Origin of the sequence: Streptomyces sp. NPDC007901, from assembly GCF_042959465.1 — a bacterium.
In the GTDB taxonomy this organism is placed as follows: domain Bacteria; phylum Actinomycetota; class Actinomycetes; order Streptomycetales; family Streptomycetaceae; genus Streptomyces.
Genome location: NZ_JBIBKW010000011.1, coordinates 288,470 through 314,467, shown reverse-complemented (window position 1 = coordinate 314,467; position 25,998 = coordinate 288,470). Strand labels below are relative to the sequence as shown.

25 protein-coding genes are annotated in these 25,998 nt (G+C 72.0%); 15 read left to right on the top strand and 10 right to left on the bottom strand.

Features of this window, described 5'->3' with window-relative positions; all coding sequences use genetic code 11:
* The first annotated feature begins 70 nt into the window (after positions 1 to 70).
* Positions 71 to 1,462: a M1 family aminopeptidase gene (locus ACFZDK_RS32940; RefSeq protein ID WP_390977551.1), complete on the top strand. Its 1,392-nt coding sequence runs from the start codon at positions 71 to 73 to the stop codon at positions 1,460 to 1,462.
* A 54-nt stretch (positions 1,463 to 1,516) separates the two neighbouring features.
* The gene (locus tag ACFZDK_RS32935) at positions 1,517 to 2,176 is read left to right on the top strand and encodes a TRIC cation channel family protein (protein WP_390977550.1); all 660 of its coding nucleotides are present in this window, start codon (positions 1,517 to 1,519) and stop codon (positions 2,174 to 2,176) included.
* Here the strand turns inward: ACFZDK_RS32935 and ACFZDK_RS32930 are convergent.
* Entirely contained in the window at positions 2,085 to 3,305 is a 1,221-nt protein-coding gene (locus ACFZDK_RS32930) for an alpha/beta hydrolase-fold protein (RefSeq protein WP_390977549.1), read from the bottom strand. The genes ACFZDK_RS32935 and ACFZDK_RS32930 overlap by 92 nt on opposite strands.
* A 165-nt stretch (positions 3,306 to 3,470) precedes the next feature.
* Between ACFZDK_RS32930 and ACFZDK_RS32925 the strand changes: the two genes are divergently transcribed.
* On the top strand, positions 3,471 to 4,322 hold the full coding sequence (locus ACFZDK_RS32925) for an acyl-CoA thioesterase domain-containing protein (RefSeq protein ID WP_390977548.1): 852 nt from the start codon (positions 3,471 to 3,473) through the stop codon (positions 4,320 to 4,322).
* Positions 4,323 to 4,517: 195 nt separating this feature from the next.
* Entirely contained in the window at positions 4,518 to 4,901 is a 384-nt protein-coding gene (locus ACFZDK_RS32920) for a hypothetical protein (RefSeq protein WP_390977547.1), read from the top strand.
* A 73-nt stretch (positions 4,902 to 4,974) separates the two neighbouring features.
* On the opposite strand, the gene ACFZDK_RS32915 is transcribed toward ACFZDK_RS32920, so the two are convergent.
* Positions 4,975 to 5,604: a TetR family transcriptional regulator gene (locus ACFZDK_RS32915; protein WP_390977546.1), complete on the bottom strand. Its 630-nt coding sequence runs from the start codon at positions 5,602 to 5,604 to the stop codon at positions 4,975 to 4,977.
* A gap of 122 nt (positions 5,605 to 5,726) precedes the next feature.
* On the opposite strand from ACFZDK_RS32915, the gene ACFZDK_RS32910 reads away from it, so the two are divergent.
* The 4 genes from ACFZDK_RS32910 to ACFZDK_RS32895 all read left to right on the top strand — a co-directional run bounded on the left by ACFZDK_RS32910 (position 5,727) and on the right by ACFZDK_RS32895 (position 8,506).
* Entirely contained in the window at positions 5,727 to 5,894 is a 168-nt protein-coding gene (locus tag ACFZDK_RS32910; RefSeq protein ID WP_355717023.1) for a hypothetical protein, read from the top strand.
* 33 nt (positions 5,895 to 5,927) lie between these two features.
* Entirely contained in the window at positions 5,928 to 6,206 is a 279-nt protein-coding gene (locus ACFZDK_RS32905; RefSeq protein WP_390977614.1) for a DUF4190 domain-containing protein, read from the top strand.
* Positions 6,207 to 6,362: 156 nt separating this feature from the next.
* Complete coding sequence (locus tag ACFZDK_RS32900) at positions 6,363 to 7,526, top strand: aminotransferase class V-fold PLP-dependent enzyme (protein ID WP_390977545.1); 1,164 nt, start codon at positions 6,363 to 6,365, stop codon at positions 7,524 to 7,526.
* A 122-nt stretch (positions 7,527 to 7,648) separates the two neighbouring features.
* A complete protein-coding gene (locus ACFZDK_RS32895) occupies positions 7,649 to 8,506 on the top strand; it encodes an intradiol ring-cleavage dioxygenase (protein ID WP_390977544.1) in 858 nt (285 codons plus the stop codon).
* A 72-nt stretch (positions 8,507 to 8,578) separates the two neighbouring features.
* Here ACFZDK_RS32895 and ACFZDK_RS32890 read toward each other — a convergent pair whose 3' ends face one another.
* Complete coding sequence (locus tag ACFZDK_RS32890) at positions 8,579 to 9,130, bottom strand: hypothetical protein (RefSeq protein WP_390977543.1); 552 nt, start codon at positions 9,128 to 9,130, stop codon at positions 8,579 to 8,581.
* 250 nt (positions 9,131 to 9,380) lie between these two features.
* On the opposite strand from ACFZDK_RS32890, the gene ACFZDK_RS32885 reads away from it, so the two are divergent.
* Positions 9,381 to 10,364: an FG-GAP-like repeat-containing protein gene (locus tag ACFZDK_RS32885; RefSeq protein WP_390977542.1), complete on the top strand. Its 984-nt coding sequence runs from the start codon at positions 9,381 to 9,383 to the stop codon at positions 10,362 to 10,364.
* Between the two features lie 74 nt (positions 10,365 to 10,438).
* On the opposite strand, the gene ACFZDK_RS32880 is transcribed toward ACFZDK_RS32885, so the two are convergent.
* Together ACFZDK_RS32880 and ACFZDK_RS32875 are read right to left on the bottom strand one after the other, a co-directional pair.
* Positions 10,439 to 12,070 (bottom strand): multicopper oxidase domain-containing protein, encoded by a 1,632-nt coding sequence (locus ACFZDK_RS32880; protein ID WP_390977541.1) that lies wholly within the window; start codon positions 12,068 to 12,070, stop codon positions 10,439 to 10,441.
* A 223-nt stretch (positions 12,071 to 12,293) separates the two neighbouring features.
* Positions 12,294 to 12,947 carry an N-acetylmuramoyl-L-alanine amidase gene (locus tag ACFZDK_RS32875; protein ID WP_390977540.1) on the bottom strand — a complete coding sequence of 218 codons (654 nt, stop codon included), beginning with the start codon at positions 12,945 to 12,947 and terminating at the stop codon, positions 12,294 to 12,296.
* A 60-nt stretch (positions 12,948 to 13,007) separates the two neighbouring features.
* On the opposite strand from ACFZDK_RS32875, the gene mnmA reads away from it, so the two are divergent.
* The gene (gene mnmA / locus ACFZDK_RS32870; RefSeq protein WP_390977539.1) at positions 13,008 to 14,147 is read left to right on the top strand and encodes a tRNA 2-thiouridine(34) synthase MnmA; all 1,140 of its coding nucleotides are present in this window, start codon (positions 13,008 to 13,010) and stop codon (positions 14,145 to 14,147) included.
* On the opposite strand, the gene ACFZDK_RS32865 is transcribed toward mnmA, so the two are convergent.
* On the bottom strand, positions 14,123 to 14,449 hold the full coding sequence (locus tag ACFZDK_RS32865; RefSeq protein ID WP_390977538.1) for a DUF427 domain-containing protein: 327 nt from the start codon (positions 14,447 to 14,449) through the stop codon (positions 14,123 to 14,125). The genes mnmA and ACFZDK_RS32865 overlap by 25 nt on opposite strands.
* Positions 14,450 to 14,607: 158 nt before the next feature.
* On the opposite strand from ACFZDK_RS32865, the gene ACFZDK_RS32860 reads away from it, so the two are divergent.
* Both ACFZDK_RS32860 and ACFZDK_RS32855 read left to right on the top strand, forming a co-directional pair.
* Positions 14,608 to 15,147, top strand: a complete 540-nt coding sequence (locus ACFZDK_RS32860) for a TIGR00730 family Rossman fold protein (protein WP_390977537.1) — start codon at positions 14,608 to 14,610, stop codon at positions 15,145 to 15,147.
* Positions 15,148 to 15,154: 7 nt separating this feature from the next.
* Positions 15,155 to 15,862 (top strand): SDR family oxidoreductase, encoded by a 708-nt coding sequence (locus tag ACFZDK_RS32855; protein WP_390977536.1) that lies wholly within the window; start codon positions 15,155 to 15,157, stop codon positions 15,860 to 15,862.
* A 118-nt stretch (positions 15,863 to 15,980) separates the two neighbouring features.
* On the opposite strand, the gene ACFZDK_RS32850 is transcribed toward ACFZDK_RS32855, so the two are convergent.
* The 4 genes from ACFZDK_RS32850 to ACFZDK_RS32835 form a co-directional block, all read right to left on the bottom strand.
* On the bottom strand, positions 15,981 to 17,204 hold the full coding sequence (locus tag ACFZDK_RS32850; RefSeq protein WP_390977535.1) for a cytochrome P450: 1,224 nt from the start codon (positions 17,202 to 17,204) through the stop codon (positions 15,981 to 15,983).
* Between the two features lie 157 nt (positions 17,205 to 17,361).
* Entirely contained in the window at positions 17,362 to 18,564 is a 1,203-nt protein-coding gene (locus ACFZDK_RS32845) for a cytochrome P450 (RefSeq protein WP_390977534.1), read from the bottom strand.
* 177 nt (positions 18,565 to 18,741) lie between these two features.
* Positions 18,742 to 19,515 carry an IclR family transcriptional regulator C-terminal domain-containing protein gene (locus tag ACFZDK_RS32840; protein WP_390977533.1) on the bottom strand — a complete coding sequence of 258 codons (774 nt, stop codon included), beginning with the start codon at positions 19,513 to 19,515 and terminating at the stop codon, positions 18,742 to 18,744.
* Positions 19,516 to 19,868: 353 nt separating this feature from the next.
* Positions 19,869 to 20,150, bottom strand: coding sequence for a hypothetical protein (locus ACFZDK_RS32835; RefSeq protein WP_390977532.1), 282 nt, complete (start codon positions 20,148 to 20,150; stop codon positions 19,869 to 19,871).
* Between the two features lie 156 nt (positions 20,151 to 20,306).
* On the opposite strand from ACFZDK_RS32835, the gene ACFZDK_RS32830 reads away from it, so the two are divergent.
* From ACFZDK_RS32830 to ACFZDK_RS32820, 3 genes are all read left to right on the top strand, one after another.
* Positions 20,307 to 21,308, top strand: a complete 1,002-nt coding sequence (locus ACFZDK_RS32830; protein WP_390977531.1) for a methionine synthase — start codon at positions 20,307 to 20,309, stop codon at positions 21,306 to 21,308.
* A gap of 13 nt (positions 21,309 to 21,321) precedes the next feature.
* Positions 21,322 to 23,517 (top strand): NAD-dependent DNA ligase LigA, encoded by a 2,196-nt coding sequence (gene ligA, locus ACFZDK_RS32825; protein WP_390977529.1) that lies wholly within the window; start codon positions 21,322 to 21,324, stop codon positions 23,515 to 23,517.
* Positions 23,518 to 23,729: 212 nt separating this feature from the next.
* On the top strand, positions 23,730 to 25,961 hold the full coding sequence (locus ACFZDK_RS32820; RefSeq protein WP_390977528.1) for an EAL domain-containing protein: 2,232 nt from the start codon (positions 23,730 to 23,732) through the stop codon (positions 25,959 to 25,961).
* The last annotated feature ends 37 nt before the right edge of the window (positions 25,962 to 25,998 follow it).

Sequence of the window (25,998 nt, the reverse complement as noted above, 5' to 3'; positions counted from 1 at the left end):
ATGTCTTTACCGAGGGGCGCAGAGTCGACCGTGTCCGTCTACTGACCGGCACGCTCGAAAGGGACGACTCATGCGCCTCTCCCGTTCGGCACGTACGGCGGCCGTCGCAACCGCGGCGGCCGCCTCCTTCGTCATCGCCGCCGCCCCCGCCCCCACCCCGGGCGCCGACGGCATCGGCGACCCCTACTTCCCGCAGCTCGGCAACGGCGGTTTCGACGCCCGCCACTACGACCTCGACGTGGCCTACGCCCCGGACACCGGCCGCCTGGACGGTCGTACCACCCTCACCGCCCGCGCCACCCAGAACCTCTCCTCCTTCGATCTCGACCTCCAGAAGCTGGAGGTCACGAAGGTCGAAGTGAACGGCACACGCGCCGAGTTCACACGCACCGGCGACGAGATCACCGTCACCCCGAAGGACGCCCTGCGCAAGGGCCGTGACTTCACCGTCTCCGTCACCTACGGCGGGATACCCGAGCCGCTCAACGGCCCCATCGTCTTCGGCTCCGACTACGGGTGGATGAAGACCGCCGACGGTGTCTTCGTCGCCTGCGAGCCCAACGCCGCCTCCACCTGGTTCCCGTCCAGCGACCACCCCTCCGACAAGGCCACCTACGACATCCGGATCAAGGCGCCCGAGGGCCTGACCGGCGTCTCCAACGGCCGGCTGGTGTCGACGTACGACAAGGGCGGCTCGACGTACGCGCACTGGCGCGAGTCGAAGCCGATGGCGACCTACCTCGCCACCGCCACCATCGGGAAGTTCGACGTGCGGACCGGGAAGACGCCCTCCGGCATCCCGATCTACGTCGCCATCGACCCGGTGCTCGCCAACAGCAACAACGTCGACGTCTACGCCGTGACTGCCGCTGCCACCGACTACTGGTCGCAGGTCTTCGGGCCGTACCCCTTCGAGGAGACCGGGGCCATCGTCGACGACATGCCGGAGGCGGGGTTCTCGCTGGAGGTGCAGAGCAAGCCGGCCTACTCGGCGGTGCGCAGCGAGTCGACGATCGTGCACGAGCTGGCCCACCAGTGGTTCGGCGACTCGGTGAGCGTGGCGCAGTGGAAGGACATCTGGCTCAACGAGGGCTTCGCCACCTACGCCCAGTGGCTGTGGGCGGAGCACCAGGGCACCCGCTCGGCCCACGACTCCTTCCTGGCCGGCTACAACTCCCGGGCCGCCGACAACCCCTTCTGGCAGATCACCGTCGCCGACCCGCAGCGCGACACCATGTTCGCCTCGGCCGTCTACCAGCGCGGCGCGATGACCCTGCAGATGCTGCGCGAACGGATCGGCGACACGGCGTTCTTCAAGCTCCTGCCCGCCTGGACGAAGCTGCACCGCTACGGCAACGCCGACACGGCCGACTTCATCCGGCTCGCGGAGAAGATCAGCGGGCAGCAGCTGGACGACCTGTTCCAGACCTGGCTGTTCACCACGGGGAAGCCGACCCTGTAGGCCGTGGGCCTGGCTTTGTAAGGTGAACGCACCCTGACAGGACACAATGTCAGGGTGCAGCTCCAGCAACTCTTCTCTCCCTCCGTCCAGCACACGCTCGATGTGATCGGTATCTTCGTCTTCGCGATCTCCGGCGCGCTGCTGGCCGTCCGCAAGAACTTCGACATCTTCGGCATCGGCGTGATGGCCGAGGTCACCGCGCTGGGCGGAGGGATCTTCCGGGACGTGATCATCGGGGCGGTGCCCCCGGCCGCCTTCACGGACCTGGGGTACTTCATCACCCCGCTGATCGCCGCCCTGGTGGTGTTCTTCCTGCATCCGCACGTGGAGCGGATCCAGTCGGCGGTCCTGGTCTTCGACGCGGCCGGCCTCGGCCTGTTCGCGGTCAGCGGCACGACCAAGGCCTACTCCTACGGACTCAACCTCACCGCCTCCGCCGCCCTGGGGCTCGCCACCGCGGTCGGCGGCGGCGTGCTCCGGGACGTGCTCGCCAACGAGGTTCCCTCGCTGCTGCGCTGGGACCGCGACCTGTACGCGGTCCCGGCGATCGTCGGGGCGACGACGGTGGTGCTGTGCATCCACTACGACGCGCTGAGCCCGTTCACCAGCGGGTTCGCGGTCGTCACCGCTTTCGTGCTGCGCCTGCTCGCGATGCGGTACCACTGGCGAGCGCCGCGTGCGTGGAACCGGCGCTCGACGGTTCGAGAGGAGTAGTCCCGGACCGGACATGGCTCTGGCCCATGTTGACCGTGAGCCACTCGAAGACCGTCTGTACCTGGGGCCGCCACAGGGCCATGTTGTGGCCGCCGTCGCTGCGCGGCAGGTACACCACGTGGACGGTCGTCGGGGCCTTGGCGATCTGTTCGAGCGCCACGGCGGCCTGGTAGCCGTCACCGGACTCGCCGGAGAGGTAGAGCGCGATCCGGGGCGGGGTGGCCGCCTTCCTCAGCAGCAGATAGGGGTTGTTCTGCTCGCGCAGGGTGATGCTCTGCGCGGCGAGTGAATTGCGTTCGCCGATCGGGTCGTTGTAGCCGGACAGGCTGATCGCCGCCCGGTAGCGGTCCGGGTGCGCGACGGCCAGCTTGACCGCGCAGTGCGCGCCGGCCGAGTAGCCGGCGGTGGCCCAGCCGGCGGGGGCGGGGGCGGCCCGGAAGTTGTCGGTCACCATCTTCGGCACGTCGATGCTGAGCCAGCTGTCGGCGTTGACCGTGCCCGGGATGTTGGCGCAGCCGGTGTCCACCCCGGCCAGCAGGTTGGTGCGCGGCGCGACCAGGATGAAGGGCGCGACCCGGCCGCTCCGCATCAGCGGTTCCAGCTGCGAGGTCACCTTCATCGAGCCGAACCAGGCCTTGGCCGAACCGGGGTAGCCCGGCAGCAGCTCCACGACCGGGAACCTGTGGTTCTTGTACTTCGGCTCGTTGTACTGGGGTGGCAGCCAGACGTAGACCTCGGCGTTCACCCCGGAGATCCGGCCCTTGAGCTGGGTGACCCGCACCCCGCGCATGCCCGGTCCGCTCGCCGCGGTGAAGGACTGCCTCACCTTGGGCAGTGTCTTCAGCGCTATGCCGCCGGTACCGTCCCGGCCGAGGTTCGCGGCCTGCTGGACGTGGTCGCCGGTGCCGAGCAGGTCGGCCCAGTTGTCGTACAGGTTGTTCTGGTTGTTGACCAGCACGAAGATCAGGGTGACCGCCGTGCCCTGGGCGAACAGCAGCATCAGGACCCGGGCCGCCGTACGCACGGCCTTGGGTCCCCGCATCCTCGACCACAGGAAGAGCGGCAGTATGAGGGCGACCACGGACAGGACGATGGTCGTGTAGAGGAACGGAGTCCCGGTGAGGCTCATGCCCCCATAGAGGGGAATCCGGAGCCCCGGGTTACGGACGTGTCCGGACACTTACCTAGAAATTGCCGGAACCTCACTCGGCGGAGGGATCCTTTACCAGCCGGTCCGTTGGTATGTGGATCACAAAAGCTACCGCTTAGTAATTTCCTATTGTACGGTTCAGGCATGCCAGAAGCAGCATCCACGCGGGCCGTGATCGGCGACAGCGAGTTCGACCGCGACACCGCGGTGACCCGGCGCTCTCCCGGGGTCTACGACATCGGCCTCTCGGCCGGCTGGACCATCATCAACGCCGTGAACGGCGGCTATCTCCTCGCCGTGCTGGGCCGGGCGCTCGCGGACACGCTGGCGCACCCGGACCCGTTCACCATCTCCGCGCACTACCTGACCGCGTCCCAGCCGGGCCCGGCCGTGATCCGCACGGACACCGTCCGCACCGGCCGCACCCTCTCCACCGGCCAGGCCTCGCTCTTCCAGTACGACGACGAGGGCCGCGAGGTCGAACGCATCCGCGTCCTCGCCTCCTACGGCGACCTCACCACCCTCCCCGACGACGTCCGTACGACGGCCGTCCCGCCCGTGTTCCCGGCCATGGACCAGTGCTTCGGCCCCGAGGACGGTCCGACGCCGGTCGACGGCAGTTCGGCCATCACCGACCGGCTGATGCTCAAGCTGGACCCGTCCACCCTGGGCTGGGCCCTCGGCGCCCCCTCCGGCAAGGGCGAGATGCGCTCCTGGTTCGGTCTCGCGGACGGCCGTGACCCCGACCCGCTCTCCCTGCTCCTGGCGGTGGACGCGCTGCCGCCCACGGCCTTCGAGATCGGCCTGAAGGGCTGGGTCCCCACGGTCGAACTGACCGTCCACGTCCGCCACCGTCCCGCACCCGGCCCGCTGCGCGTCTCCATCGCCACCCGCAACCTGGCCGGCGGTTTCCTGGAGGAGGACGCCGAGGTCTGGGACAGCGCGGACCGATTGGTCGCCCAGTCACGGCAGCTGGCCCGGGTCCGGCTGGGCTGACGACCCCGTTCTGTCACGGGCTTGTATCAGCGAGTAGACAGCGATCGCCCGGGAAGGCGCAGGTCAGCGCGGTGTCTTGGGCTGTCCTTTACCCGAATCACAGGCTGGGGACAGTGCGGCCCCAAGAACGCCCTAAGCGCCGTTGGTTGAGTGCCACGCCTCAGGACTCCCTCATCCTTTATGGAGTTGTCTCTCATGAAGCGTGTACGTCTCGTCCCCGCGGTCGCCCTGCTCGCCGTGTCCCCACTGCTGCTGACCGCGTGCGGCTCGGGCGACTCGTCGTCCTCCAGCAGCGGCAACTCCGGCCAGTCGCAGTCCTGTCAGCAGCCGTCCGGGATGCCGACCGGCAACGCCTCCGGCATGCCGAGCGGTGCCCCCTCCGGCGCGCCCACGGGCAACTCCACCGTCAAGCCGACCGGCACCCCGACCGGGATGCCGAGCGGCGGTCCCGGCGGCGGCGGTCAGGGCGGCGGCCCCGGTGGTGGCCAAGGCGGCGGTTGCGGTGGCGGCCAGGGCGGCGCCGGCGCCGGCGGCGCGGCCCCCAGCGGCGCCCCGACCCAGCAGGCGACGAAGAGCTGACCGCAGAGGTCCTACGACAGGGGCGGCGCATCCGGACCACCGGATGCGCCGCCCCTTCGCGCTGCCCGCCCGGTCAGTCCAGCCAGTGCTGCCGGCCGAGGCTGATCAGCCGCAGCTGACGGGTCGCCACCCGGGTCACGCGCTGCCGCTCCGCGTCCGAGGGGTCCGGTGACTCCAGGGACTCCAGGAACAGGGAGGCGGTGATGAGCATCTGGTCGACGTAGAGGTGGGCGAGCATCAGCAGGTCGTCGTCGCTCCACCCCGCGGCCTCGGGGTCCTTGGCCAGCTCGGTCTTGACCTCCTCGGCGAACCGGGCGAGCTGGCTGCGGATCTCCTCGCGCACCGGCTGCACCCCGCCGTGCCGCTCCCGGGCGATGAACCGGACGTGCGCCGGATGGGCGGACACATAGTCGGCGATCAGCCGGACCGCGTGGGTGATGCGCTCCTCGCCGGGCTTGGAGACCGTCGTACGGACCATCGGATGCAGGCTGCCCAGGGCCTCGTCGACGAGCGCGACGCCGAGGTCGGCGGTGGAGCGGAAGTGCCGGTAGAAGGCGGTCGGGGCGACGCCCACGGCCCGGGTGACCTCGCGCAGTCCCAGGCTGCTCAGGCTCTGCTCCTCCAGCAGGGCGAGCGCCGCGTCCAGGAACGCCTGGCGGGTCTTCTGCTTCTGGGCCTGTCGGATGCCGAGGGTGTGACTCATGTCATCCAGTTAACAACTGTTCTCTGGAATTGGAAAGCCGTGCGAGTTGCTAGACTCAAAGTCAGTGAACAACTGTTACTACAACCGTTCACCCAAACTTAACGGAGGGGGGATCCCATCCCATGTTGTTCCTCGTCGCCGCACTCATGCTGCTCGGCGTGGTGCTGGGCACCGTGGCCCACGCACCGCTCGACGTCACCGCAGGGCTGGCCGCCGTGATCGCCGTCTGGCTGGCCGTCTTCGCGCTCCGCGAGCGCCTCGCCCGCCGTCGCCGCACCTCGGCCAACTGACCGTCCACCACGACTCCCAGGAGCTGAGTCATGCTGCACCTCACCGCCCCGGCCACCACCCGCCCCGAAACCCGCACCCGCACCCGTGACGCCGACGGCATGGCCGTCGCGTCCTTCATCCTCGGCCTCCTCGGCCTCCTCGTCCTCAACATGTTCCTCGGCCCGATCGCGATCGTCCTGGCCCTGGTGGCCCTGTGGCGCGGCACGAGCCGCAAGGGCCGCGCGTACCTGGGCCTGACCCTGGGCATCGCCGACCTCGCGGTCCTCGCGATCGCCATGGAGATGTCGAACACGGTCTCCTGGAGCCTGTAGAGGGATCGTTGTGAGCCCCGTGAGGGGCAGCGCCCCGTCAGGGGCGCGGGGAACTGCGCGACCAGCCCCGCACGGCCGGCAGCGACCCACCGGCCCGAGCGTGCCACGGCGCCCCTCGGTTCTGCGGCGGAACCCCCACGTAGAATCGACGTCACCATGGCCTACCTCGACCACGCCGCCACGACCCCGATGCTCCCCGAGGCGGCAGAAGCGCTCACCGCCGCCCTGAGCGTCACCGGCAACGCGTCCTCCCTGCACGCCTCCGGCCGCAAGGCCCGCCGCACGGTCGAGGAATCCCGGGAGACCCTCGCGGAAGCGCTCGGCGCCCGCCCCAGCGAGGTCGTCCTCACCTCCGGCGGCACCGAGGCCGACAACCTCGCGGTCAAGGGCCTCTACTGGTCCCGCCGCGACGCCGACCCCGCCCGTACCCGCATCCTCGCCAGCCCCGTCGAACACCACGCGGTCCTGGACGCCGTCCACTGGCTCGGCGAACACGAGGGCGCGACGGTGGAGTACCTCCCCGTCGACACCTACGGCCGGGTCCACCCGGACACCCTGCGCGAGGCGATCGCCCGCAACCCCGACGACGTGGCCCTGGCCACCGTCATGTGGGCCAACAACGAGATCGGCACGGTCATGCCGGTCCGCGAACTCGCCGACGTGACCGCCGAGTTCGGCGTCCCCCTGCACGCCGACGCGGTCCAGGCCTTCGGCCAGGTCCCGGTGGACTTCGGCGCCTCGGGCCTCGCCGCGATGACCGTCTCCGGCCACAAGGTCGGCGGCCCGTACGGCATCGGCGCCCTCCTCCTCGGCCGCGAGTACACCCCCGTACCGGTGCTGCACGGCGGCGGCCAGGAACGGCACGTCCGCTCCGGCACCCTCGACGTCCCGGCGATCGCCTCCTTCGCGGTGGCGGCCCGCCTCGCCGCCGAGCGCCGCGAGTGGTTCGCCCGGGAGATCGGCGCCCTGCGCGACCGGCTGGTCGACGCCGTCCGTACGGCCGTACCGGACGCGATCCTCGGCGGGGACCCGGTGGACCGCCTCCCGGCCAACGCGCACTTCACCTTCCCGGGCTGCGAGGGCGACTCGCTGCTGCTGCTGCTCGACGCCCAGGGCATCGAGTGCTCGACGGGCTCCGCGTGCACCGCCGGTGTCGCCCAGCCCAGCCATGTGCTGCTCGCCACCGGGACCGACCCGGACCTGGCCCGCGGCACCCTGCGCTTCTCGCTCGGCCACACCTCCACGCAGGCCGACGTGGAGGCGGTCGCGAAGGCGATCGGCCCGGCGGTGGAGCGGGCCCGGGCCGCCGGACTGAGCTGAGAGCAACACGCGGAATCTGCCCCAACTCTGTTCCAAAGAGGGTGAGTTGAGGGGTTCTTCCCCAGCAAGCTCACAGTGCGTGGCCATGGCCCGCCTCAGCCCGTTCCCTAAGTTCTCCAGACATGACAGACAACGCCTCTGCCTCCGGGCAGACCCCCGAGCCCCTCTCCTCCGACGACTCCGCCGCCCAGGCCGGCGGCCGCCACCGCGTGGACAACACCATGAAACGGCGGCGTGTGCTGATCGGCGGCGCCACCATCGCCGCGGCCGGCGGGCTGATGGCCGCGGGCCTCGCCTCCGCCGACACCACCACCTCGGAGGCCGGCTCCGACGCCACGACCGCGACCAGCGACGCCTCCTCCGGCGTCTGCACCCTCAACGCCGAGGTCACCGAGGGTCCCTACTCGCTCGAGGGTGCGCTCGTGCGAGAGGACGTCCGCGAGGACAAGGAAGGCGTCGAGGTCCAGTACACCTTCACCGTCGTCGACCAGGCCAACGACTGTGCCCCGCTCGCGGACGCGCTGGTCGAGATCTGGCACTGCGACGCGCTCGGCGAGTACTCCGGCTTCGTCGGCAAGAACGGCCACACCGAGACCGACGACGGCACCTTCCTGCGCGGCGGTCAGATGACCGACTCCAACGGCGAGGTGAGCCTGATCTCGATCTGGCCGGGCCACTACGTCTCCCGGGCCGTCCACGTCCACATGCGGGTGCACACCGACGTGACGCTGACCGACGACTCGTACACCGGTGGTTCGGTCGTCCACACCGGTCAGCTCTTCTTCGACGCGGACATCAACACCGAGGTCCAGGCGAGCTCGCCGTACTCCGACAACACCACCGCGGAGACCCAGCTCGACGACGACACGATCTACGACGGCGGCGGTGCCTCCTCCGGCCTGCTGACCCTGACCGCACTGGGTGACAGCGTCTCCGACGGGTACAAGGCGACGCTCACCGTGGGTGTCAGCACCTCCTGAGGCCGACGGGCCCGGAGTTCGCCGACACCGCCGGCCCGGTGACCCACCCGTCAGGGGCACCGGGCCGGCCGGTCAGCCCAGCTCCCGGGCGAGCGCCCGCAGGTCGTCGTCATCGGCGAGGCGGTTCTCCCGGGCCATCAACTGCTTCACCTGATCGAGCAGTTGGTCCAGGGCGGCCGGCGGCAGGTCGATGCCGAGAGCTGCCGTCCGGTCGGCCAGGGTGTAGGGGCCGCTGTCCGGGGTGAAGGGGATCCGCCGCTCGTTGCCGACCAGGGACGGCTCCACGCAGTTGTGGAGCAGCGGGTCGACCGCGGTCTCCTGGGTGATGAAGTCCAGACCGCCCCAGCAGAACGCGTCCGGACCCGTGATCGGATGGTTCCAGGCGGTCCGACAGCCCGTCACCTCCGCCCCCAGCCGGGCGAGGTGGGTGAGTTCCTCGGTGCGGATGCCGGTACGGACGCCGTAGACGGCCTCGAAGGCCAGGGCGGTGGCGGCGAGATCGGCGTTGCCGGGGCCGCCGCAGTAGCCGTTGACCGACAGTTCCACGGCGGTGGCACCGGCCCGGACGGCGGCGATCGCGCAGCCGACGGCCAGCCCGAAGGTGTTGTGCGGATGCAGGCCCACCGCGACCCTGCGCGGCGAGGTCGACGCAGGCCGACAAGGGCCGCGGCAAAGGCGCGCACTTTACGTTCCGTTGAACGGCCGGTCACGCGGTGCGCTGCCCCCCTGGATACCGCGTGACCGGCCTCCCCAGCCATCGAGTCCCTTGAACTGAAAGGCGGTACGGCATGACCCGGCACGTCCGTATGCGGGCCGCCGCGGCCGGTGGGCTGCTCCTCGCCGCCGCGCCGCCGCGCTGCCGGCGCTGCCCGCCGTGGCCGCCGACGGCGGCTGCGTCCTCGCGTACACCCTGACCGGCTCCGCGGCCGCCGCCACCAACGCCCGGCACGTGGTCACCGCCGACGTCGACGGCGACGGGGTGCTCGACGTGGTCGCCGCCAACCTCGACGCCGACTCGGTGACGGTCCTGCCGGGCGCGGGGGACGGGACGTTCGCGGCGGGCAGCACCTACGCGGTGGGGACCCGGCCGTACCAGACCGTGGTCGCGGACTTCGACGGCGACGGCCATCCTGACCTCGCGACCGCCGACTTCGGCGGGGCCCAGGTGAGTGTGTTGCTCAACTCCGGTGACGGCACCTTCCGTACGGCCTCGGCGATCGACGTGTCCGGGTCGCCCCGGGCGCCGGCCACCGGGGACCTCAACGGGGACGGTACGGCCGATCTGGTGGTCGCCGAGCAGCAGACCAGCACCGTGCGGGTGCTGCTGGGCGACGGGGACGGCACCTTCACCGACGCGGGCCAGGCCGCCACCGGCAGTCAGCCGCACGGTGTGGCCGTCGGGGACTTCGACGGTGACGGCGATGCCGACGTGGCCACCGCCGGCGTGGGCAGTGCGGGGGTGAGCGTGCTGCTCGGCGACGGCACCGGAGCCCTGGGGGCCGCCACCTCGTACGCGACCACCTCCCGGCTCTACTCCCTGGCCGAGGGCGACTTCGACGGCGACGGCACCTTCGCCGCGGCCACCACCTACGCCGCGCCCGCGCTGCCGGTCGCCGTGGGCGCCGCCGACCTGGACGGGGACGGCACCACGGACCTGCTGGTCTCCTCGCTGAAGGGGAACTCGGTCACGCCGTACGCGGGCGCCACCACGGGCACCCTCACCCAGCTGACCGACGTGCCCGCCACCGGCGCCTACGACGCGACGGCGGCCGACCTGGACGGCGACGGCGTCCGCGACCTCGTGGTGGCGGACAGCACGGGCGGCCGGGTCGATGTGTTGCGGGGGGCCTGCCAGTGACCGGAACCTCACGAACGGCTGCCGCCGGCACTTCCACTGCCGGCGGCAGCCTCCCCGAGAGGCCGGTCTCGCGACTAGCCCTCGGTGACCATGAGGGACGCCATCATCCCCTCGTCCTCGTGCTGCAGGAGATGACAGTGCAGCATGTACATGTAGGTGTCGTCGGAGAAGTCCGTGAACTCCATGGCGATCTCGATGGAGCCGCCGCCGACCACCTCGTAGGTGTCGTACCAGCCGAGTTCGACGCCGGTCGGATCCTCGCCGTTGACGGAGATCAGCTGATACGGCACGTCGTGCAGATGGAAGGAGTGCTCCAGCTGCGTGCTGTTCTTGATCGTCCAGATCTCCTTGGACCCCAGCGTGGTGCTGATCATGGCCATGGAGGACATGCTCGTGCCGGCCGAGCCGTTGATCAGCATCGTCGTGCCGGACTGGCCGAGGGTGATGGTGCGCGCGGTGAAGTCGCTGGTGTCGTACCGGTCGATGGTCCGCAGTGAGCTGGGCAGGTCGTCCGGAGTGTCGCTGCCGCTCGCGGTGACGGACAGGAAGTCGTACGTGCCGCTGCCGCCGCGCACCCAGCCGGTGGTGACGACCGCCTGGAGGGTGACGTCGTCCGAGAGGTCCATGACCATCTCGGCGCGGGCGCCGGCCACCAGCCGGATCTCGGTGACGTCGGCCGCCGACGCCAGGTAGCCCTGGTCGGTGGCGATCTGGGTCATCGTGCCGCCGTCGCTGCGCTGGATGGTGATGATGTCCGACGGCGAGGCGTTGAGCAGCCGGAACCGGGTCCGGGTCTTGGTCGCGGTGAAGGTGAGGGTGGTGTCGTCGACGTTGGTGCCGTTCACCAGCAGCGGGAAGTTCAGGCCGTTGGTGAGGTAGCCGGTCAGGTCGTACTTGATGTCGCCGTCGTCGTCCACGGCCAGGCACTGGAAGATCAGCGGGATGTCGTCCGTGCCGTAGGTGCTGGGCAGGTCGGCGCTGGTGGTGTCGTCGCTGTCCTCGACGATGATCATGCCGGCCAGGCCGTGCACCGCCTGCTTCGCGGTGGTGCCCAGCGCGTGCGGGTGGTACCAGAGCGTCATCGGCTCGTCCTTGACCGTGAAGGTCGGCGACCAGGTCTCCCCGTCGGAGAACGCGACCTGCGGACCGCCGTCCATCTTGGCCGGGACGTGCGCGCCGTGGAAGTGGACCGTGGTGTCCTCGCCCAGGCTGTTGGTGATGTTGAGGACGTTGACGTTGCCCTTGGTCCACTTCATGGTCGGGCCGAGGAACGACTGGTTGTAGCCGGCGGTGGTGCTGGTGACACCGCTGATCACCTCGGCGCTGCCGGTCTGCGCCTCCAGCGTGAAGGTGGTGGTGCTGTCGGAGGTGGTGCCCTCCAGGAGGTCCGGGACCGACAGGGTGGCGGTGTTGGTGGCGGCGCCCGCCTTGTTGCCGCTCGCGTCGGTCAGCAGGGCGAAGGTCGCGCCGGCCGCGCCGACGGCGCCAAGACCGACCCCGGCCATGCCGCCGAGGAACTTCCGCCGGTGCACGCCCTTGCCGCGCTTGACCGTCGCGTCCTTGGAGTGCTCGGCGTCGGTGACGCGCTCCGCCTTGGAGTGCTCCGGCTTGGCGTGGTCCGCGCCCTTGGCCCGCCGTCGCCTGCCGCGGGTTTCCTGCTCTTCGCTGCCCTCCGCCTCGAAGGCGGGATCTGTGGTGTGGGTCATGGCCCCGGATGTTTGACCTGGGGACTGTGTGAAATCTGAGGCGAAGTTAGGAGTCAACCGGGGGGGCTGTGAGGCGGCCATGGACGCTGATAATGCTTAACTCCCTTGAAAGCAGGCGGAGTTGATCAGGCGCAGCTGGCGCCCCGGGTGCGGGACGCAACGGACACAGGCGCCGCGCAGGGCATGCACATGATAACGATTGAGTCACAGGTGGAACTGGGGGTCAGGCCTGTCCGACCCGCCGGACAAGCCCCATGTACCGCTCCCAGTCCCAGTGCTTCCCCGGGTCGGTGTGGTCCGTCCCCGGCACCTCCACATGCCCGATCACATGCTCGCGGTCCGCCGGCATGCCGTACCGCCGGCATATCGCGGCCGTCAGCCGGGCCGAGGCCGCGTACATCGCGTCGGTGAAGTCCTCCGGGCGGTCCACGAACCCCTCGTGCTCGATCCCCACACTCCGCTCGTTGTACGACCGGTTCCCCGCGTGGAACGCCACGTCCAGCTCACGGACCAGCTGGGTGATCCGGCCGTCCTTGCGCACGATGTAGTGCGCCGCCGCCCCGTGCGCCGGGTCCTGGAAGACCTTCACCGCGCTCGCGTAGCCGCCCTGGGTGACATGGACGACCACCCGGTCGATCCGGTAGTCGTCCGGCCGGTCCGCCGTCCGGTAGTTCGCCGGGGACGCCGCCCTCCACCGCGCGCCCCGGAAATCCACCGCGCCCGCCACCCGGGCCTTGCGCACCCCCGGCAGCCGCCAGTACATCCGGGTCAGCTCGTCCCTGGTCAGCGCCGCCGTGCCCACCGCGGCCGCCGCCCCGCCGACCAGCAGCGCCCGCCGCCCGAGCCGCCGGTCCTGATCACCCGTTCTCTCCCCCATGCGATCTCCAACGGATACTCGCGGGCTCCGGTTCCCGCGCCCCCGTACTCTGGAAGGGCTATGACTGATGACACCCCGCAGCGCACCCGCCCCCTCCGCGTCCTCGCCGCCATGTCGGGCGGCGTGGACTCCGCCGTCGCCGCCGCCCGCGCGGCCGACGCGGGCCACGACGTCACCGGCGTCCACCTCGCGCTCTCCGCGAACCCCCAGTCCTTCCGCACGGGCGCCCGGGGCTGTTGCACCATCGAGGACTCCCGCGACGCCCGCCGCGCCGCCGACGTCATCGGTATCCCGTTCTACGTCTGGGACCTCGCCGACCGCTTCCGCGAGGACGTCGTCGAGGACTTCGTCGCCGAGTACGAGGCCGGCCGCACCCCCAACCCGTGCCTGCGCTGCAACGAGAAGATCAAGTTCGCCGCGCTCCTGGACAAGGCGCTCGCGCTCGGCTTCGACGCCGTCTGCACCGGCCACTACGCGAAGATCGTGACCCTCGCCGACGGCTCCCGCGAACTGCACCGCGCCTCCGACATGGCGAAGGACCAGTCGTACGTCCTCGGCGTCCTGGACGAGAGGCAGCTCGCCCACGCCCTCTTCCCGCTCGGTGACACCCTCACCACCAAGGAGGAGATCCGCGCCGAGGCCGAGCGCCGGGGCCTCGCGGTCGCCAAGAAGCCCGACTCGCACGACATCTGCTTCATCGCCGACGGCGACACCCAGGGCTTCCTCGCGAAGCGCCTCGGCAAGGCCGAGGGCGACATCGTCGACGAGACCGGCACCAAGCTCGGCACCCACGAGGGCGCGTACGGCTTCACCATCGGCCAGCGCAAGGGCCTGCGCATCGGCCACCCCGCCGCCGACGGCAAGCCGCGCTACGTCCTCGACATCTCCCCGGTCGACAACACCGTGACGGTCGGCCCCGCCGACGCCCTCGACGTCACCGGCCTCACCGCGATCAAGCCCCGCTGGTGCGGTACCGCCCCCACCGCCCCCGGCGTCTACACCGCCCAGCTCCGCGCCCACGGCGGCGAGACCGAGGTGAGCGCGGAACTGGTCGACGGCGAACTGCGTGTCACGTTCACCGACCCGGTCCGGGGCGTCGCCCCCGGCCAGGCGATCGTGCTCTACGACGACACCCGCGTCGTCGGCTCGGCCACGATCGCCTCGACCGTCCGACGTCAGCCGGTGACCTCCACCTCGTAGAAGCAGAGGTGGTCCTTGATCCGCGCGACGTCCTCCTTCGGCTCCGGATACGCCCAGACCAGGTCCGGCGCGTCCGCCAGCGACCAGTAGGAGGCGGTCCCCTTGAAGGGACAGACGGTGTGCGTCTCCGACGACGTCAGCAGATCGAGCCGCACGTCCTCGGCGGGAATGTAGTAGCGCGGGGGACAACCGGTCTCGTGCAGCACGAGCGCCCGGTCGCTCTCGGCGAGAACCAGATCGCCGTGCGTCACCCGCACGTGCCGGTCACTGTCTTCGATGGTGATCGTGTGTCCAGAGGCCATGTAGGGCTGACACCGACAGACGGCTCCTTGTTCCCGAGGGTGGAGCAACCCCCTGCTTTCAGGGGCGCGGGGCTGTATCGATGTGCGGCTCCGCCGCGTGGGCGCGACCAGCCACACACGGCCCGCAGCCGCCATCCGGCAATGCCTACCCTGACCCCATGCGAATCTGTGTCTTCCTCTCCGCAGCAGATCTCGACGACCGCTACACCCGCCCCGCCAGAGACTTCGCGACACTGATCGGCAAAGGCGGCCACTCCCTGGTCTGGGGCGGCTCGGACACCGGTCTCATGAAGGTCGTCGCCGACGGCGTCCAGGAAGCCGGCGGCAAGCTGACCGGCGTCTCCGTCGACTTCCTCGCCCACAAGGCCCGCCCCGGCGCCGACGAGATGGTCATCGCCGCCGACCTCGCGGAACGCAAACGCCTCCTCCTGGAGAAGTCCGACGCCGTCGTGATCATGGTCGGCGGCACCGGCACGCTCGACGAGGCCACCGAGATCCTGGAGCTCAAGAAGCACGGCCACACCGACAAGCCCGTGGTCCTGCTCAACACCGCCGGTTTCTACGACGGCCTCAAGGAACAGTTCCGCCGCATGGAAGCGGAGGGCTTCCTGCCGCGCCCCCTGTCCGAGCTGGTGTTCTTCGCCGACGAGCCCGCTGCCGCGCTCGCGTACCTGGAGGCGGACCCGAGCGCCAGCTGATGCGAGCATGGCCTCCATGGCAACTCATGTGATCACCGGTGCCGGTTCCGGCATCGGCGCCGCCGTGGCCCGCCGTCTGCACGCGCGCGGGGACGAACTCGTCCTGCACGCGCGCGACGCGGGCCGCGCGAAGGAACTGGCCGCCGAGTTCCCCGGCGCCCGCACCCTGGTCGGCGACCTGGCGGACCCCGACAAGCTCTCCTGGGCGTTCTCCCACCAGTCGCTGCCGGACCGGGTCGACTCGCTGCTGCACATCGCGGGCGTGGTCGACCTGGGCGGGATCGGCGAACTGACCCCGAAGTCCTGGCGCCACCAGCTCAACGTCAACCTGATCGCACCGGCCGAGCTGACCCGCCACTTCCTGCCCCAGCTCCGCACCACGCGCGGCCACGTCATCTTCGTGAACTCCGGCGCCGGCCTCAACGCGCACGCGGGCTGGTCGGCGTACGCGGCCTCGAAGCACGGGCTGAAGGCGCTGGCCGACTCCCTGCGCCACGAGGAGCACGGCAACGGCGTCCGGGTCACCTCGGTCTACCCCGGCCGCACGGCGAGCCCCATGCAGGCCAAGGTCCACCAGCAGGAGGGCAAGGAGTACGACCCCGCCCGCTGGATCGACCCGGAGTCGGTCGCGACCACGATCCTGACGGCGCTCGACCTGCCGGGGGACGCGGAGATCAACGACCTCACCGTGCGCCCCGGCCCGCTTGCTGGCTAGGCGCTCCGCTGGAAAAGCCGCGATACGCAGTGTGTCGACTGCGGCGCCGTCGTGGCTGGTCGCGCAGTTCCTCCCCCAGCCTTCGGCCGGGGGTACCCCCAGCGCCCCTTCGGGGCGCTCACCGCAGGACCAGCCGCCCGTCAAAGTTCTCCGGCACCGGCGCGAACCGCAGGGCCATCGTGACCGCCTCCGGATCCGCCACGGTGAGCCGGTAGCGCGTGCACAACAGGTGGCACAGGGCCATCAGCTGGACGATCGCGAGGTTCGCGCCGACGCACTTCTTCGGCGCCCAGCCGAACGGCACATAACTGGCGCGGTCGGCCGGTCCGTGCGGCGCGCCGGGCAGGAAGCGGTCCGGGTCGAAGACGTCGGGCCGCTCCCACACCCGCTCGTCGCGGTGGATCAGATGCGGGCTCAGCAGATACCACTGGCCCGGCTCCAGCCGCGTGCCGCCCAGGTCGAACCCGAGCGTGGAGCGGCGCACCAGCAGCAGCGGCGGGCTCCACATCCGCAGCACCTCCTTCACGAACCGGTACGTCACCGGGGCCGCCCGGGTGGGCGCCGTACGGAACTCCACCGGGTCCACGGCGCCCAGTTCGGCCTCCAGCCGGCGCTGCCACTCCGGGTGTCGGACGAACTCGTACAGCAGGCTGGCGAGGGCGGTCCCGGGCGGGCCCCCGATGGCGGTGAGGACGGTGGTCACCACGTCCAGCGCGCGGTCCATGCCCAGTTCCGGCAGCAGGTCCACGAACGGGTCGGCGAGGTCCGGCTCGCGCCCGCGCCGACCGAGGGCGCGCTGCCGCAGGACCCGGCGCACCACCAGCCCGGCCCGCACCTGGACGGCCACGTGCCGCAACTGGTGCAGGACACCGCCCGGCACGGGCGACACCAGCCGCGCCAGCTTCATCTCCAGGTCCCGGCGCACCACTTCGGCCTCGCCCGCGGTGAGCCCGCCGAGCGCGACGGGCAGCAGCGAGCGCAGCGCGAGGTCCTGCATCAGCAGGGTCAGGTCGGTGTCCTGCCCGGCCCGCGCGTCCAGCACCCGCTCCATGCGCCCGATCAGCAGTCCGTGCTGCTCCGCCGTCGCCAGGGCGTGCAGTCGGGTCAGCCAGGTCGCGCGGATCCGGCTCCACCGCACCTCGGGGCTGCGCCGCCGGCGCACCATGTCGACCAGGCGGTCGTGCAGGACGAACCGGTGCCAGTTCGCGGCGCTGACCCGGCGCGCCGCCTCCGGCTCGAAGACCCCGAGCCGCTGGTCGTCGACCCAGAAGATCCCGTCCTCCTGCGCGCTGCGCAGCCGCAGGGAACTCAGGAAGTCCTCGGGGTGCTGCGGGGTGGTCATCGTGGGCGTCCCCTCCTGGGGGCGCGGGGAGCCGGCCGTACGGCGCCTCCCCGCGCCGGTCCGGTCAGATGTGGTGGTACAGGTACCAGAACTGCCCGTACGAGCGACGGACGTTGAGGACCGACTTCGTCTTGAGGTACAGCGCGCGCATGCTGGTTCACCTCCTCTCGGGACAGCCGTCGGGACGGCTCAGCACCGCGGTGAACCGCGGCGGAGCCAGCGCCGGACCCACCTGGGGCCCGCCGCCGTCAGAGGTGACCGACACCCGCCAGTCACGGGTCAGGAGTCCGACGAGGTCCTCCAGCAGCCGTACGGTGACGGTCGCGCCGGCGCAGGTGTGCGGACCGTGCCCGAACGGCAGGTAGGCCGCGTCGGGCGCGCCCTCGGCCCAGCGCTGCGGGAGGAACTCGTCGGGCCGCTCCCAGTGCCCGGGGTGCCGGTGCACCAGATAGCTGCACACCATGAGCCGGTCCCGGGGCGTGACGCGGGTCCCGCCCAGTTCCTGCGCCCGGGCCGGGGTGCGGGCGAACAGCCAGGCCACCGGCCACAGCCGCAGCGCCTCGCGGACGATCCAGCCCGGTTCCGTCGCGGCCCGGTCCGGGTGCGTGCCCAGCAGCAGGACCGCCCAGCCCAGCGCGAACCCGACCGACCCGACGGTGGCGAACAGGAAGGACAGATAGACCTCGACCAGCTCCGCGGGATCCGCGTCGGGCCCGCCCCCGCCGACGACGACGTCGAGCAGGTCGCGCGGCTCCGCCGGGCCGCCGGGCGGACGCGGCGCCCGCTGCCGGGCGCGGACCTCCGTGCGCAGGACGCGCAGCGCACGGCGGCGGAACAGCAGCCGGGACGGGGCGGGGCGGCGCCGCCGGGCACCCGCGAGGACCGTGCGGGTGACGATCGCCGCCACGGTCGCGCGCACGTGCGGCGGTGCCTGCGGGTGCAGCAGCACCTCGCCCAGATGCCGTTCGACGAGCCGGTTCCCGGCGTCCGGCCACTCGCTGCGCGGCGCCAGCGACTCGGCGACAAGCCCGGGCAGTTCGGCCCGCCGTTCCCGCAGGTGACGCTGGATCAGGCCGCGGGCCGCGCGGCCGATGGCGATCTGCGCGGAGCGCGGCCCGAAGACCCCGCGCCGGTGGTGGTAGAAGTCGGAGGTCTCCGCGACCACGCCGTGCCGGTTGCCCAGTACCGCGCGGGCCGCCTCCGGCTCGGCCACGCACACCGCCCCGCCCAGCGCCGAGCGCCACACGTCGGGGCCGCCGCCGAACTCCGCCGTCAGCAGGGCCAGCGGGTCGCCACGGCGGGCGGCCGGACCGGCGCCGACGCCGTTGCCGGTCACGGGACGTGCGGACGACGACGTCATGGGTGTCCTCTCCGAGGGGTGCCGGGGACCGGCGTCCGGGTGAGCCGCCGGAGGCCGGGGCTCCGGTGCGGGGCGCCTCGGTCGGCGGACCCAGCCTGGGTGGCGGGCCGCGCCCTGTCGCCGGTTGTGCCGTTGAGCGGAACGGCGGGCGCGCTGTCCGGCGTCCGGTGTCCGGCGTCAGGGGCGGCGGCCGAGCCCCGCCGTGATGGCCGACGCCGCGCGCCGGGCCGTGTCGGCGAGGCGCTCAAGCCGGTGGTCGGGGCCGGTCAGCACGCTCAGTGCCGCCACCGGCACGCCGTCCGCCGCGTACACGGGCACGGCGGCACAGCACACGCCGGTCAGCACCTCCTCGTGGTCGTAGGCGGCTCCGGACTCCCGGATCCGCCCGGCCTCGTCCGGCCAGGCCCGGGGCAGCGGGCCGGGCGCCGCTCCGGGGCGGGCCCAGGCGGCCAGGACCTTGCCGGCCGCCGTGTACCAGGGCCAGACCGGACGGTCGTCGGGCAGCGGGCGCGGCACGTCCGCGGTCGTCGTCCAGTCCAGGACCAGCGTCTGGCCCCGGTGCAGCACGGCGAGTTCGGCCGTCATACCGGTGACGGCCGTCAGCCGCCGCAGCGGCCGCCGGGCGGCCGACCGCAGGCCCGGGTACGGCTGCCAGCCCTGGCCCAGCCGGAACATGCCCGGTCCGATGCGGTAGCGGCCCGCGCTCCGCTCGACGGCGCCCAGTTCCGTCAGCTGGTCGAGCAGCCGGTACGCGGTCGTCTTGGGCAGACCGCACACGGCGGCCAGCGCGCTGACCCCGACGTCCTGCTCCTGGTCCAGGGCGTTCAGCAGGGCGAAGGCGCCTTCCAGGACACCGCGTCCGGCCGTCGCGGACAGCGGTCCGGCCGCAGCCGCCGACTGCCCCGGCGAAGGTGCCGAGGCCGTCGCGGTCGCACTCTCCGATCGATGCACGTGTCAACCCCCGTTTTCACGTGTGAGCCCCGTCCGGTCTCCGGTCGGGGTGTGGTCATGGGCGCCACACGCCGACGAACCGGCGCGAAACCGCCCGGACCAGGGTGGAGGCCGTGCATGGGCCGAATATTTGTCGAAACCTTGTCGCCCAGCCCGCCGACGTGAGGAGACCGCGCACGCGGGTGGGGCGGGGCGGACGGGGGGTGGACGTCGGCCGGACCGTGCCGGTCGAGGCGCGCGTAGATCGGGTGCGGGGCGGGGCCCCGCCCGAGGGCGCACGCCGCGCCCTGTGCGCGCCCGTCGCCCGCATCCGGCGGCTCGCCGCACGTCTCGACGACAGCGGCGAGGGCCGATCACCGCTGCTGCGCCGCACCGGCGGTTACCAGCTGGACCTCGACCCCGACCAGGTCGCCCCGCACCGCTTCCGGCGCCTGGCCGTGACCGCCCGCAGGGCCCCGGCGTCGCCCGCCGGTCCCCGCCCGCGAACCCACGGCGGCCTCCGCCCGCGAACCCACGGCGGCCTCCGCCCGCGAACCCACGGTGGCCTCCGCCCGCGAACCCACGGTGGCCTCCGCCCGCGAACCCACGGTGGCCTCCGCCCGCGAACCCACGGTGGCCTCCGCCCGCGAACCCACGCCGGCCTCCGCCCGCGAACCCACGGCGGCGCGCCCTCCCCCTCTTCGGCGAACTCGGCCTCCCGGTGGCCGACGCCCTGCTCACCAGGATCGGCCGCTCACCCCGGAGGACGCCCGCCCGCACACCGCGCCTCCCGGCCCGCTTAGGCTCCTCACGTGAACGCAAACACCGTCTTCGGCGCTGCCACCGGCGTCGGCTCGCTCCCCGGCACCGACGCCCGGGAGGCCGCCAAGACCGCGACCGGCAGCTTCGAGGACTTCCCCTTCCTGCCCGAACTGCCCGCCCGCGGCCCCGGCGCCGACATGATCGGCCGTACCGCGGGCCTGCTCGTGGAGCTGTACGCGCGCGTGGAGCCCAGCGGCTGGCGGATCGGCGACCGGCCGGGCCGGGACACCCGGCGGGCCCGCTCCTGGCTGGGCGAGGACCTGGACGCGCTGGAGGAGTTCACCCAGGAGTACGAGGGCCCGCTCAAGGTGCAGGCGGTCGGCCCCTGGACGCTGGCCGCCGCCCTGGAGCTGAGGAACGGCGAGTCGGTGCTCTCCGACCCCGGCGCCTGCCGGGACCTGGCCGCCTCCCTCGCCGAGGGCCTGCGGCTGCACCTCGCCGAGGTCCGCGCCCGGATCCCCGGCGCCCGTGTGGTCCTCCAGCTCGACGAGCCGTCCCTCACCGCCGTGCTGCGCGGCCAGGTCAGGACGGCCAGCGGCTACCGCACCCACCGGGCCGTGGACCGCCAGCTCGTCGAGGCAACCCTGCGCGAGGTGATGGGCGTCCATGCCGACGGCCCGGTGGCCGTGCACTCCTGTGCCCCCGACGTCCCCTTCGCCCTGCTCCGCCGGGCCGGCGCCGCCGCCGTCTCCTTCGACTTCTCACTCCTCACCGAACGTGACGAGGACGCCATCGGCGAGGCCGTCGAGGGCGGTACCCGGCTGTTCGTCGGTGTCGTGCCCGGCACGGACGCCGCATTGTCAGACCCTGCCGGTAGCGTCATGGGTGTCAGGACGCTGTGGCGCAGGCTGGGGCTGCGGCCGGGGCTTCTCGCGGAATCCGTCACGGTCACCCCGTCGTGCGGACTCGCGGGCGCTTCCCCCGCGTACGCCCGGCAGGCGCTCGCCCACTGCGTCAGGGCGGCGAGATCACTCGCGGACAACCCAGAGTAACGGGAGGAACACGGTGGCCGGCGACCAGCAGCAGGCTCAGACGGCGGTGCCCGCCGAGGCACGGGAGAAGCACGCGCGGCTCGCCGAGCAGATCGAGGAGCACCGCTTCCGGTACTACGTGAAGGACGCCCCCGTCGTCAGCGACGCGGAGTTCGACACCCTCCTCAAGACGCTGGAGGCGCTGGAGGACCAGCACCCCGAGCTGCGCACACCCGACTCGCCGACCCAGAAGGTCGCGGGGTCGTACGAGACGGAGTTCACCTCGGTCGAGCACCGCTCGCGGATGATGTCGCTGGACAACACGTTCAACGACGACGACCTCGCGGCCTGGGCCGAGCGGATCCACAAGGAACTGGGCGACCAGGAGTACCACTTCCTGTGCGAGCTCAAGGTCGACGGCCTCGCCGTCAACCTCACCTACGAGCACGGCCGCCTCGTCCGCGCGGCGACCCGCGGTGACGGCCGCACCGGCGAGGACATCACGCCCAACGTCCGTACGATCGCGGAGATCCCGGACCGGCTGCACGGCGAGCGGGTCCCGGACCTGGTCGAGATCCGCGGCGAGGTCTACTTCCCGATGGAGAAGTTCGCCGAGCTCAACGAGCGCCTGCTCGCCGCCGGTGACAAGCCGTTCGCCAACCCGCGCAACGCGGCGGCCGGTTCACTGCGCCAGAAGGACCCGCGGGTCACCGCCTCCCGCCCGCTGCACATGGTCGTCCACGGCATCGGTGCCCTGGAGGGCTTCGAGGGCCTGAACCGGCTCTCCGAGGGCTACGCCCTGCTGAAGACCTGGGGGCTGCCCACCTCCCCGCACAACCGGGTGGTCGACGACCTGGACGGGGTGCGGGAGTTCATCGCCTACTACGGCGAGAACCGGCACTCCGTGGAGCACGAGATCGACGGTGTCGTCGTCAAGCTCGACGAGATCCGTCTCCAGGGGCGGCTGGGCTCGACCGCGCGGGCGCCGCGCTGGGCGATCGCGTACAAGTACGCGCCGGAAGAGGTCAACACCAAGCTCGTCGACATCAAGGTGGGCGTCGGCCGCACCGGGCGGGTCACCCCGTACGCGCAGGTCGAGCCGGTCACGGTGGCGGGCAGCGAGGTCGAGTTCGCCACCCTGCACAACCAGGAGGTCGTCAAGGCCAAGGGCGTGCTGATCGGCGACACTGTGGTGCTGCGCAAGGCCGGTGACGTCATCCCGGAGATCCTCGGCCCGGTCGTCGACCTGCGGGACGGCACCGAGCGGGAGTTCGTGATGCCGGCCGAGTGCCCCGAGTGCGGCACCCCGCTGCGGGCCATGAAGGAGGGCGACATCGACCTCCGCTGCCCCAACGCCCGCACCTGCCCCGCCCAGTTGAGGGAGCGCGTCGCCTATCTCGCGGGCCGCGAGTGCCTGGACATCGAGCACTTCGGCGGGGTGGCCGCGGCCGCCCTCACCCGGCCGCTGGAACCCGCCGACCCGCCGCTGGTCGACGAGGGCGACCTCTTCGACCTCACGGTGGAGAAGCTGCTGCCCATCAAGGCGTACGTCCTGGACCCGGACAGCGGGCTGCCCAAGCGCGACCCCAAGACCGGCGAGGAGAAGGTCGTCACCGTCTTCGCCAACCAGAAGGGCGAGCCCAAGAAGAACACCCTCGCCCTCCTGCAGACCATCGAGGAGGCGAAGACCCGCCCGCTCGCCCGCTTCCTCAACGGCCTGTCCATCCGGCACGTCGGACCGGTCGCCGCGCAGGCGCTGGCCCGCGAGTTCCGCTCCATCGAGCGCATCGAGCAGGCCACCGAGGAGGAGCTGTCGAACATCGACGGCGTCGGCGGCATCATCGCGACCGCGCTCAAGGAGTGGTTCGCGGAGGAGTGGCACCGCGAGATCATCCGAAAGTGGAAGGCCGCTGGAGTCCCGCTGGAGGACGAGTCCACCGGCGAGGACGAGGGACCGCGTCCCCTGGAGGGCCTCACCGTCGTGGTGACCGGAACCCTGGAGCACCACACCCGGGACGGCGCCAAGGACGCACTGCAGAGCCGCGGGGCCAAGGTGACGGGCTCCGTGTCCAAGAAGACGTCGTTCGTGGTCGTCGGTGACAACCCCGGTTCGAAGTACGACAAGGCGATGCAGCTGAAGGTCCCGGTTCTGAACGAGGACGGATTTGTCGTCCTTTTGGAGCAGGGACCGGACGCCGCGGCCGAAGTAGCCCTTCCGACCGAGGAGTAGCGGTTGAAGGCCACCCGTTCGGCGCATACCAGATGCATACGGGTGGCCGGGGCGCAATCGGGCAACCGTCGACGACCGCTGCCCGTGAAAGCCTTCTGCGGCCTACTGTTGGGATGTGCGCCTGCCGTGCCCAGCTGCGGTCGGGGCATTCCCGTGCTCTGACGGGCACGGACCGCATGGCGTGGGCACCGCCGGCTGTGAGAGGGACGGGAATGGAACCGACCGAGAGCACCGCTCCGGGCGCGCGGCTGCCGCTGCGCCGCCGGGCGTACGCGTGGCGGGAGAGCCGCTGGGCGGTGCGCGGCGACCGGCGCCCGGGCCTGCCGGTGGTGAGCGGCGCGGCCGACGCCCGCGACCCGCTGCCGCTGGCCGCCGTCGAACCGCCGCCCGACCTGGCCGGCAGCGAACACGACCGGCACCTGTCCTGGCCCGCGCTGCCCGCCGGGGTCGTCGCCGCCGCCGCGTTCACCCTCGGCGCGGGCTTCTACCGCGCCTTCACCGACGACCACGCGCTCTTCCCGTCCGGCACGGTCGGCTGGTCGCTGGCCGTGCTGACCGGCATCATCGTCGGCCACCTGGTACTGCTCGGCCGCGCCCGCTGGTGGGGCGGCACCGGCTCCGGCGCCGCCCTCACCCTGGCCGTCCTCCTGCTCTACGGCTGGGTGCCGGCCGGCATGGTCAGCCTCACCGTCGTCGTCCTGGTCGGCATAGCCAGGCGCCACCGCTGGCGGCAGGGCGTCCTGCACGGCGCGGTGGACATCCTCGGCATCGGCGCCGGCGCGCTGGTGCTCGGCGCGTTCGGACGCGTCCCCACCGTCGAGTCGCCCTGGGACCCGGCCGGCTGGAGCGTCGCCACCGCCCCCCAGGTCGTGCTCGTCGCGGTGGCCTATCTCGCCGTCACCCGCGCCCTGCTCTGGTACCTGCACGCACCGCGCGGCGGCGGAGTGCCCACCGTCGCCCGCACCGCCCTCATGCGCCAGGGCCTGGTCGCCGTCGCCCTGCTCGGCATCGCCCCGCTGATCTGCGTGGTCGCCGTGGCCCAGCCGCTGCTGCTCCCGCTGTTCTCCATCCCGCTGGTCGCCCTCGACTCCACCCTGTGGATAGCCCGGGCCCGCGCCGAGGAGCAACTGCGCGACCCGCTGACCGGACTTCCCAATCGGCAGTGGCTCCTTGAGCGGATCTGGACCGCCCTCGACGACGCCGAACGCATCGGCGCCCGCTCGGCTCTCATGGTGATCGACCTCGACCGGTTCCGTTCGGTCAATGACACGCTCGGTCATCTCGCCGGTGACCGGCTGCTCCTCCAGATAGCCGACCGGCTGCGCGCCGCACTGCCGCGCGGTGCGGAGGCGGCGCGGCTCGGCGGCGACGAGTTCGCGGTGTTACTGCCGGTCGCCGACTCCACGACGTCCGCGACACGGGTGGCCCGCGGGCTGGTCACGGCGCTCTCCTCGCCGCTCGACCTCGACGGACTCACGCTCGTCCTGGAGGCCAGCGCGGGTGTCGCCGTCTTCCCGGACCACGCGCTCGACGCGGAGGGGATGCTGCGCCGGGCGGACGTGGCGATGTACCAGGCGAAGCGGGACCGCACCGGCGTCGAGGTGTACGAGTCCAAGCGGGACTCCAACACCCCGGACCGGCTGGGACTGTTGGGAGACCTGCGCCGCGCCCTCGACGCGCATGAGGTGCAGCTGCACTACCAGCCGAAGGTGCGCTTCGACGGCCAGGTGGCCGGTCTGGAGGCGCTGGTGCGGTGGGTGCATCCCGAGCGGGGGAAGGTGCCGCCGGACGAGTTCATAGCGATCGCCGAGTCGTCCGGGCTGATGCCCCATCTGACGGAGTACGTGCTGGAGACCGCGCTCGCGCAGGTCGCCGTGTGGCGGGCGCAGGGGCTGCGGGTGCCGGTGGCGGTGAACGTCTCGCCGCGTGACGTCCACACACCGGGGTTCGCCGGTTCGGTGGCGGCGCGGCTGGCCCGGCACGGGGTGCCCGCGGGGGCGTTGCAGCTGGAGATAACGGAGCATGTGCTCCTGGAGGACCCGCAGCGGGCCGCCGACACCCTCGCGGGGCTGACCGGGCACGGCGTGAAGATGTCGCTGGACGACTTCGGGACGGGGTACTCCTCGCTGGTGCATCTGCGGCGGCTGCCGGTGAGCGAGCTGAAGATCGACCGGTCGTTCGTGGCCCGGCTCGCCATCGACAACGAGGACGCGGAGATCGTGCGCTGCACGGTCGACCTCGCGCATTCGCTGGGGCTGCTGGTCGTCGCGGAGGGCGTGGAGGACGACGAGACGTGGGAGCGGCTGCGGGATCTGCGGTGTGACGCCGTGCAGGGGTGGCTGGTCGCCGCGGCGATGCCGCCGGAGGAGGCGACGGCGTGGTTGCTGGCGCGGGGGTCGCGGGGGTGGCAGCGGCCGCGGGCGGCTCTGCCGGCGGCCGAGTAGCCCACCGTTGTGGGGGTGCGGGCGCGTCGGCGGCTGC

What these genes read in the sequence shown, in the direction of transcription:
- ACFZDK_RS32940 (WP_390977551.1), top strand. Translation starts at nt 71, where the DNA reads ATGCGCCTCTCCCGTTCGGCACGTACGGCGGCCGTCGCAACCGCGGCG.
- ACFZDK_RS32930 (WP_390977549.1), bottom strand. Translation starts at nt 3,305, where the DNA reads ATGAGCCTCACCGGGACTCCGTTCCTCTACACGACCATCGTCCTGTCC.
- ACFZDK_RS32925 (WP_390977548.1), top strand. Translation starts at nt 3,471, where the DNA reads ATGCCAGAAGCAGCATCCACGCGGGCCGTGATCGGCGACAGCGAGTTC.
- ACFZDK_RS32920 (WP_390977547.1), top strand. Translation starts at nt 4,518, where the DNA reads ATGAAGCGTGTACGTCTCGTCCCCGCGGTCGCCCTGCTCGCCGTGTCC.
- ACFZDK_RS32915 (WP_390977546.1), bottom strand. Translation starts at nt 5,604, where the DNA reads ATGAGTCACACCCTCGGCATCCGACAGGCCCAGAAGCAGAAGACCCGC.
- ACFZDK_RS32910 (WP_355717023.1), top strand. Translation starts at nt 5,727, where the DNA reads ATGTTGTTCCTCGTCGCCGCACTCATGCTGCTCGGCGTGGTGCTGGGC.
- ACFZDK_RS32900 (WP_390977545.1), top strand. Translation starts at nt 6,363, where the DNA reads ATGGCCTACCTCGACCACGCCGCCACGACCCCGATGCTCCCCGAGGCG.
- ACFZDK_RS32895 (WP_390977544.1), top strand. Translation starts at nt 7,649, where the DNA reads ATGACAGACAACGCCTCTGCCTCCGGGCAGACCCCCGAGCCCCTCTCC.
- ACFZDK_RS32880 (WP_390977541.1), bottom strand. Translation starts at nt 12,070, where the DNA reads ATGACCCACACCACAGATCCCGCCTTCGAGGCGGAGGGCAGCGAAGAG.
- ACFZDK_RS32875 (WP_390977540.1), bottom strand. Translation starts at nt 12,947, where the DNA reads ATGGGGGAGAGAACGGGTGATCAGGACCGGCGGCTCGGGCGGCGGGCG.
- mnmA (WP_390977539.1), top strand. Translation starts at nt 13,008, where the DNA reads ATGACTGATGACACCCCGCAGCGCACCCGCCCCCTCCGCGTCCTCGCC.
- ACFZDK_RS32865 (WP_390977538.1), bottom strand. Translation starts at nt 14,449, where the DNA reads ATGGCCTCTGGACACACGATCACCATCGAAGACAGTGACCGGCACGTG.
- ACFZDK_RS32860 (WP_390977537.1), top strand. Translation starts at nt 14,608, where the DNA reads ATGCGAATCTGTGTCTTCCTCTCCGCAGCAGATCTCGACGACCGCTAC.
- ACFZDK_RS32855 (WP_390977536.1), top strand. Translation starts at nt 15,155, where the DNA reads ATGGCCTCCATGGCAACTCATGTGATCACCGGTGCCGGTTCCGGCATC.
- ACFZDK_RS32850 (WP_390977535.1), bottom strand. Translation starts at nt 17,204, where the DNA reads ATGACCACCCCGCAGCACCCCGAGGACTTCCTGAGTTCCCTGCGGCTG.
- ACFZDK_RS32845 (WP_390977534.1), bottom strand. Translation starts at nt 18,564, where the DNA reads ATGACGTCGTCGTCCGCACGTCCCGTGACCGGCAACGGCGTCGGCGCC.
- ACFZDK_RS32820 (WP_390977528.1), top strand. Translation starts at nt 23,730, where the DNA reads ATGGAACCGACCGAGAGCACCGCTCCGGGCGCGCGGCTGCCGCTGCGC.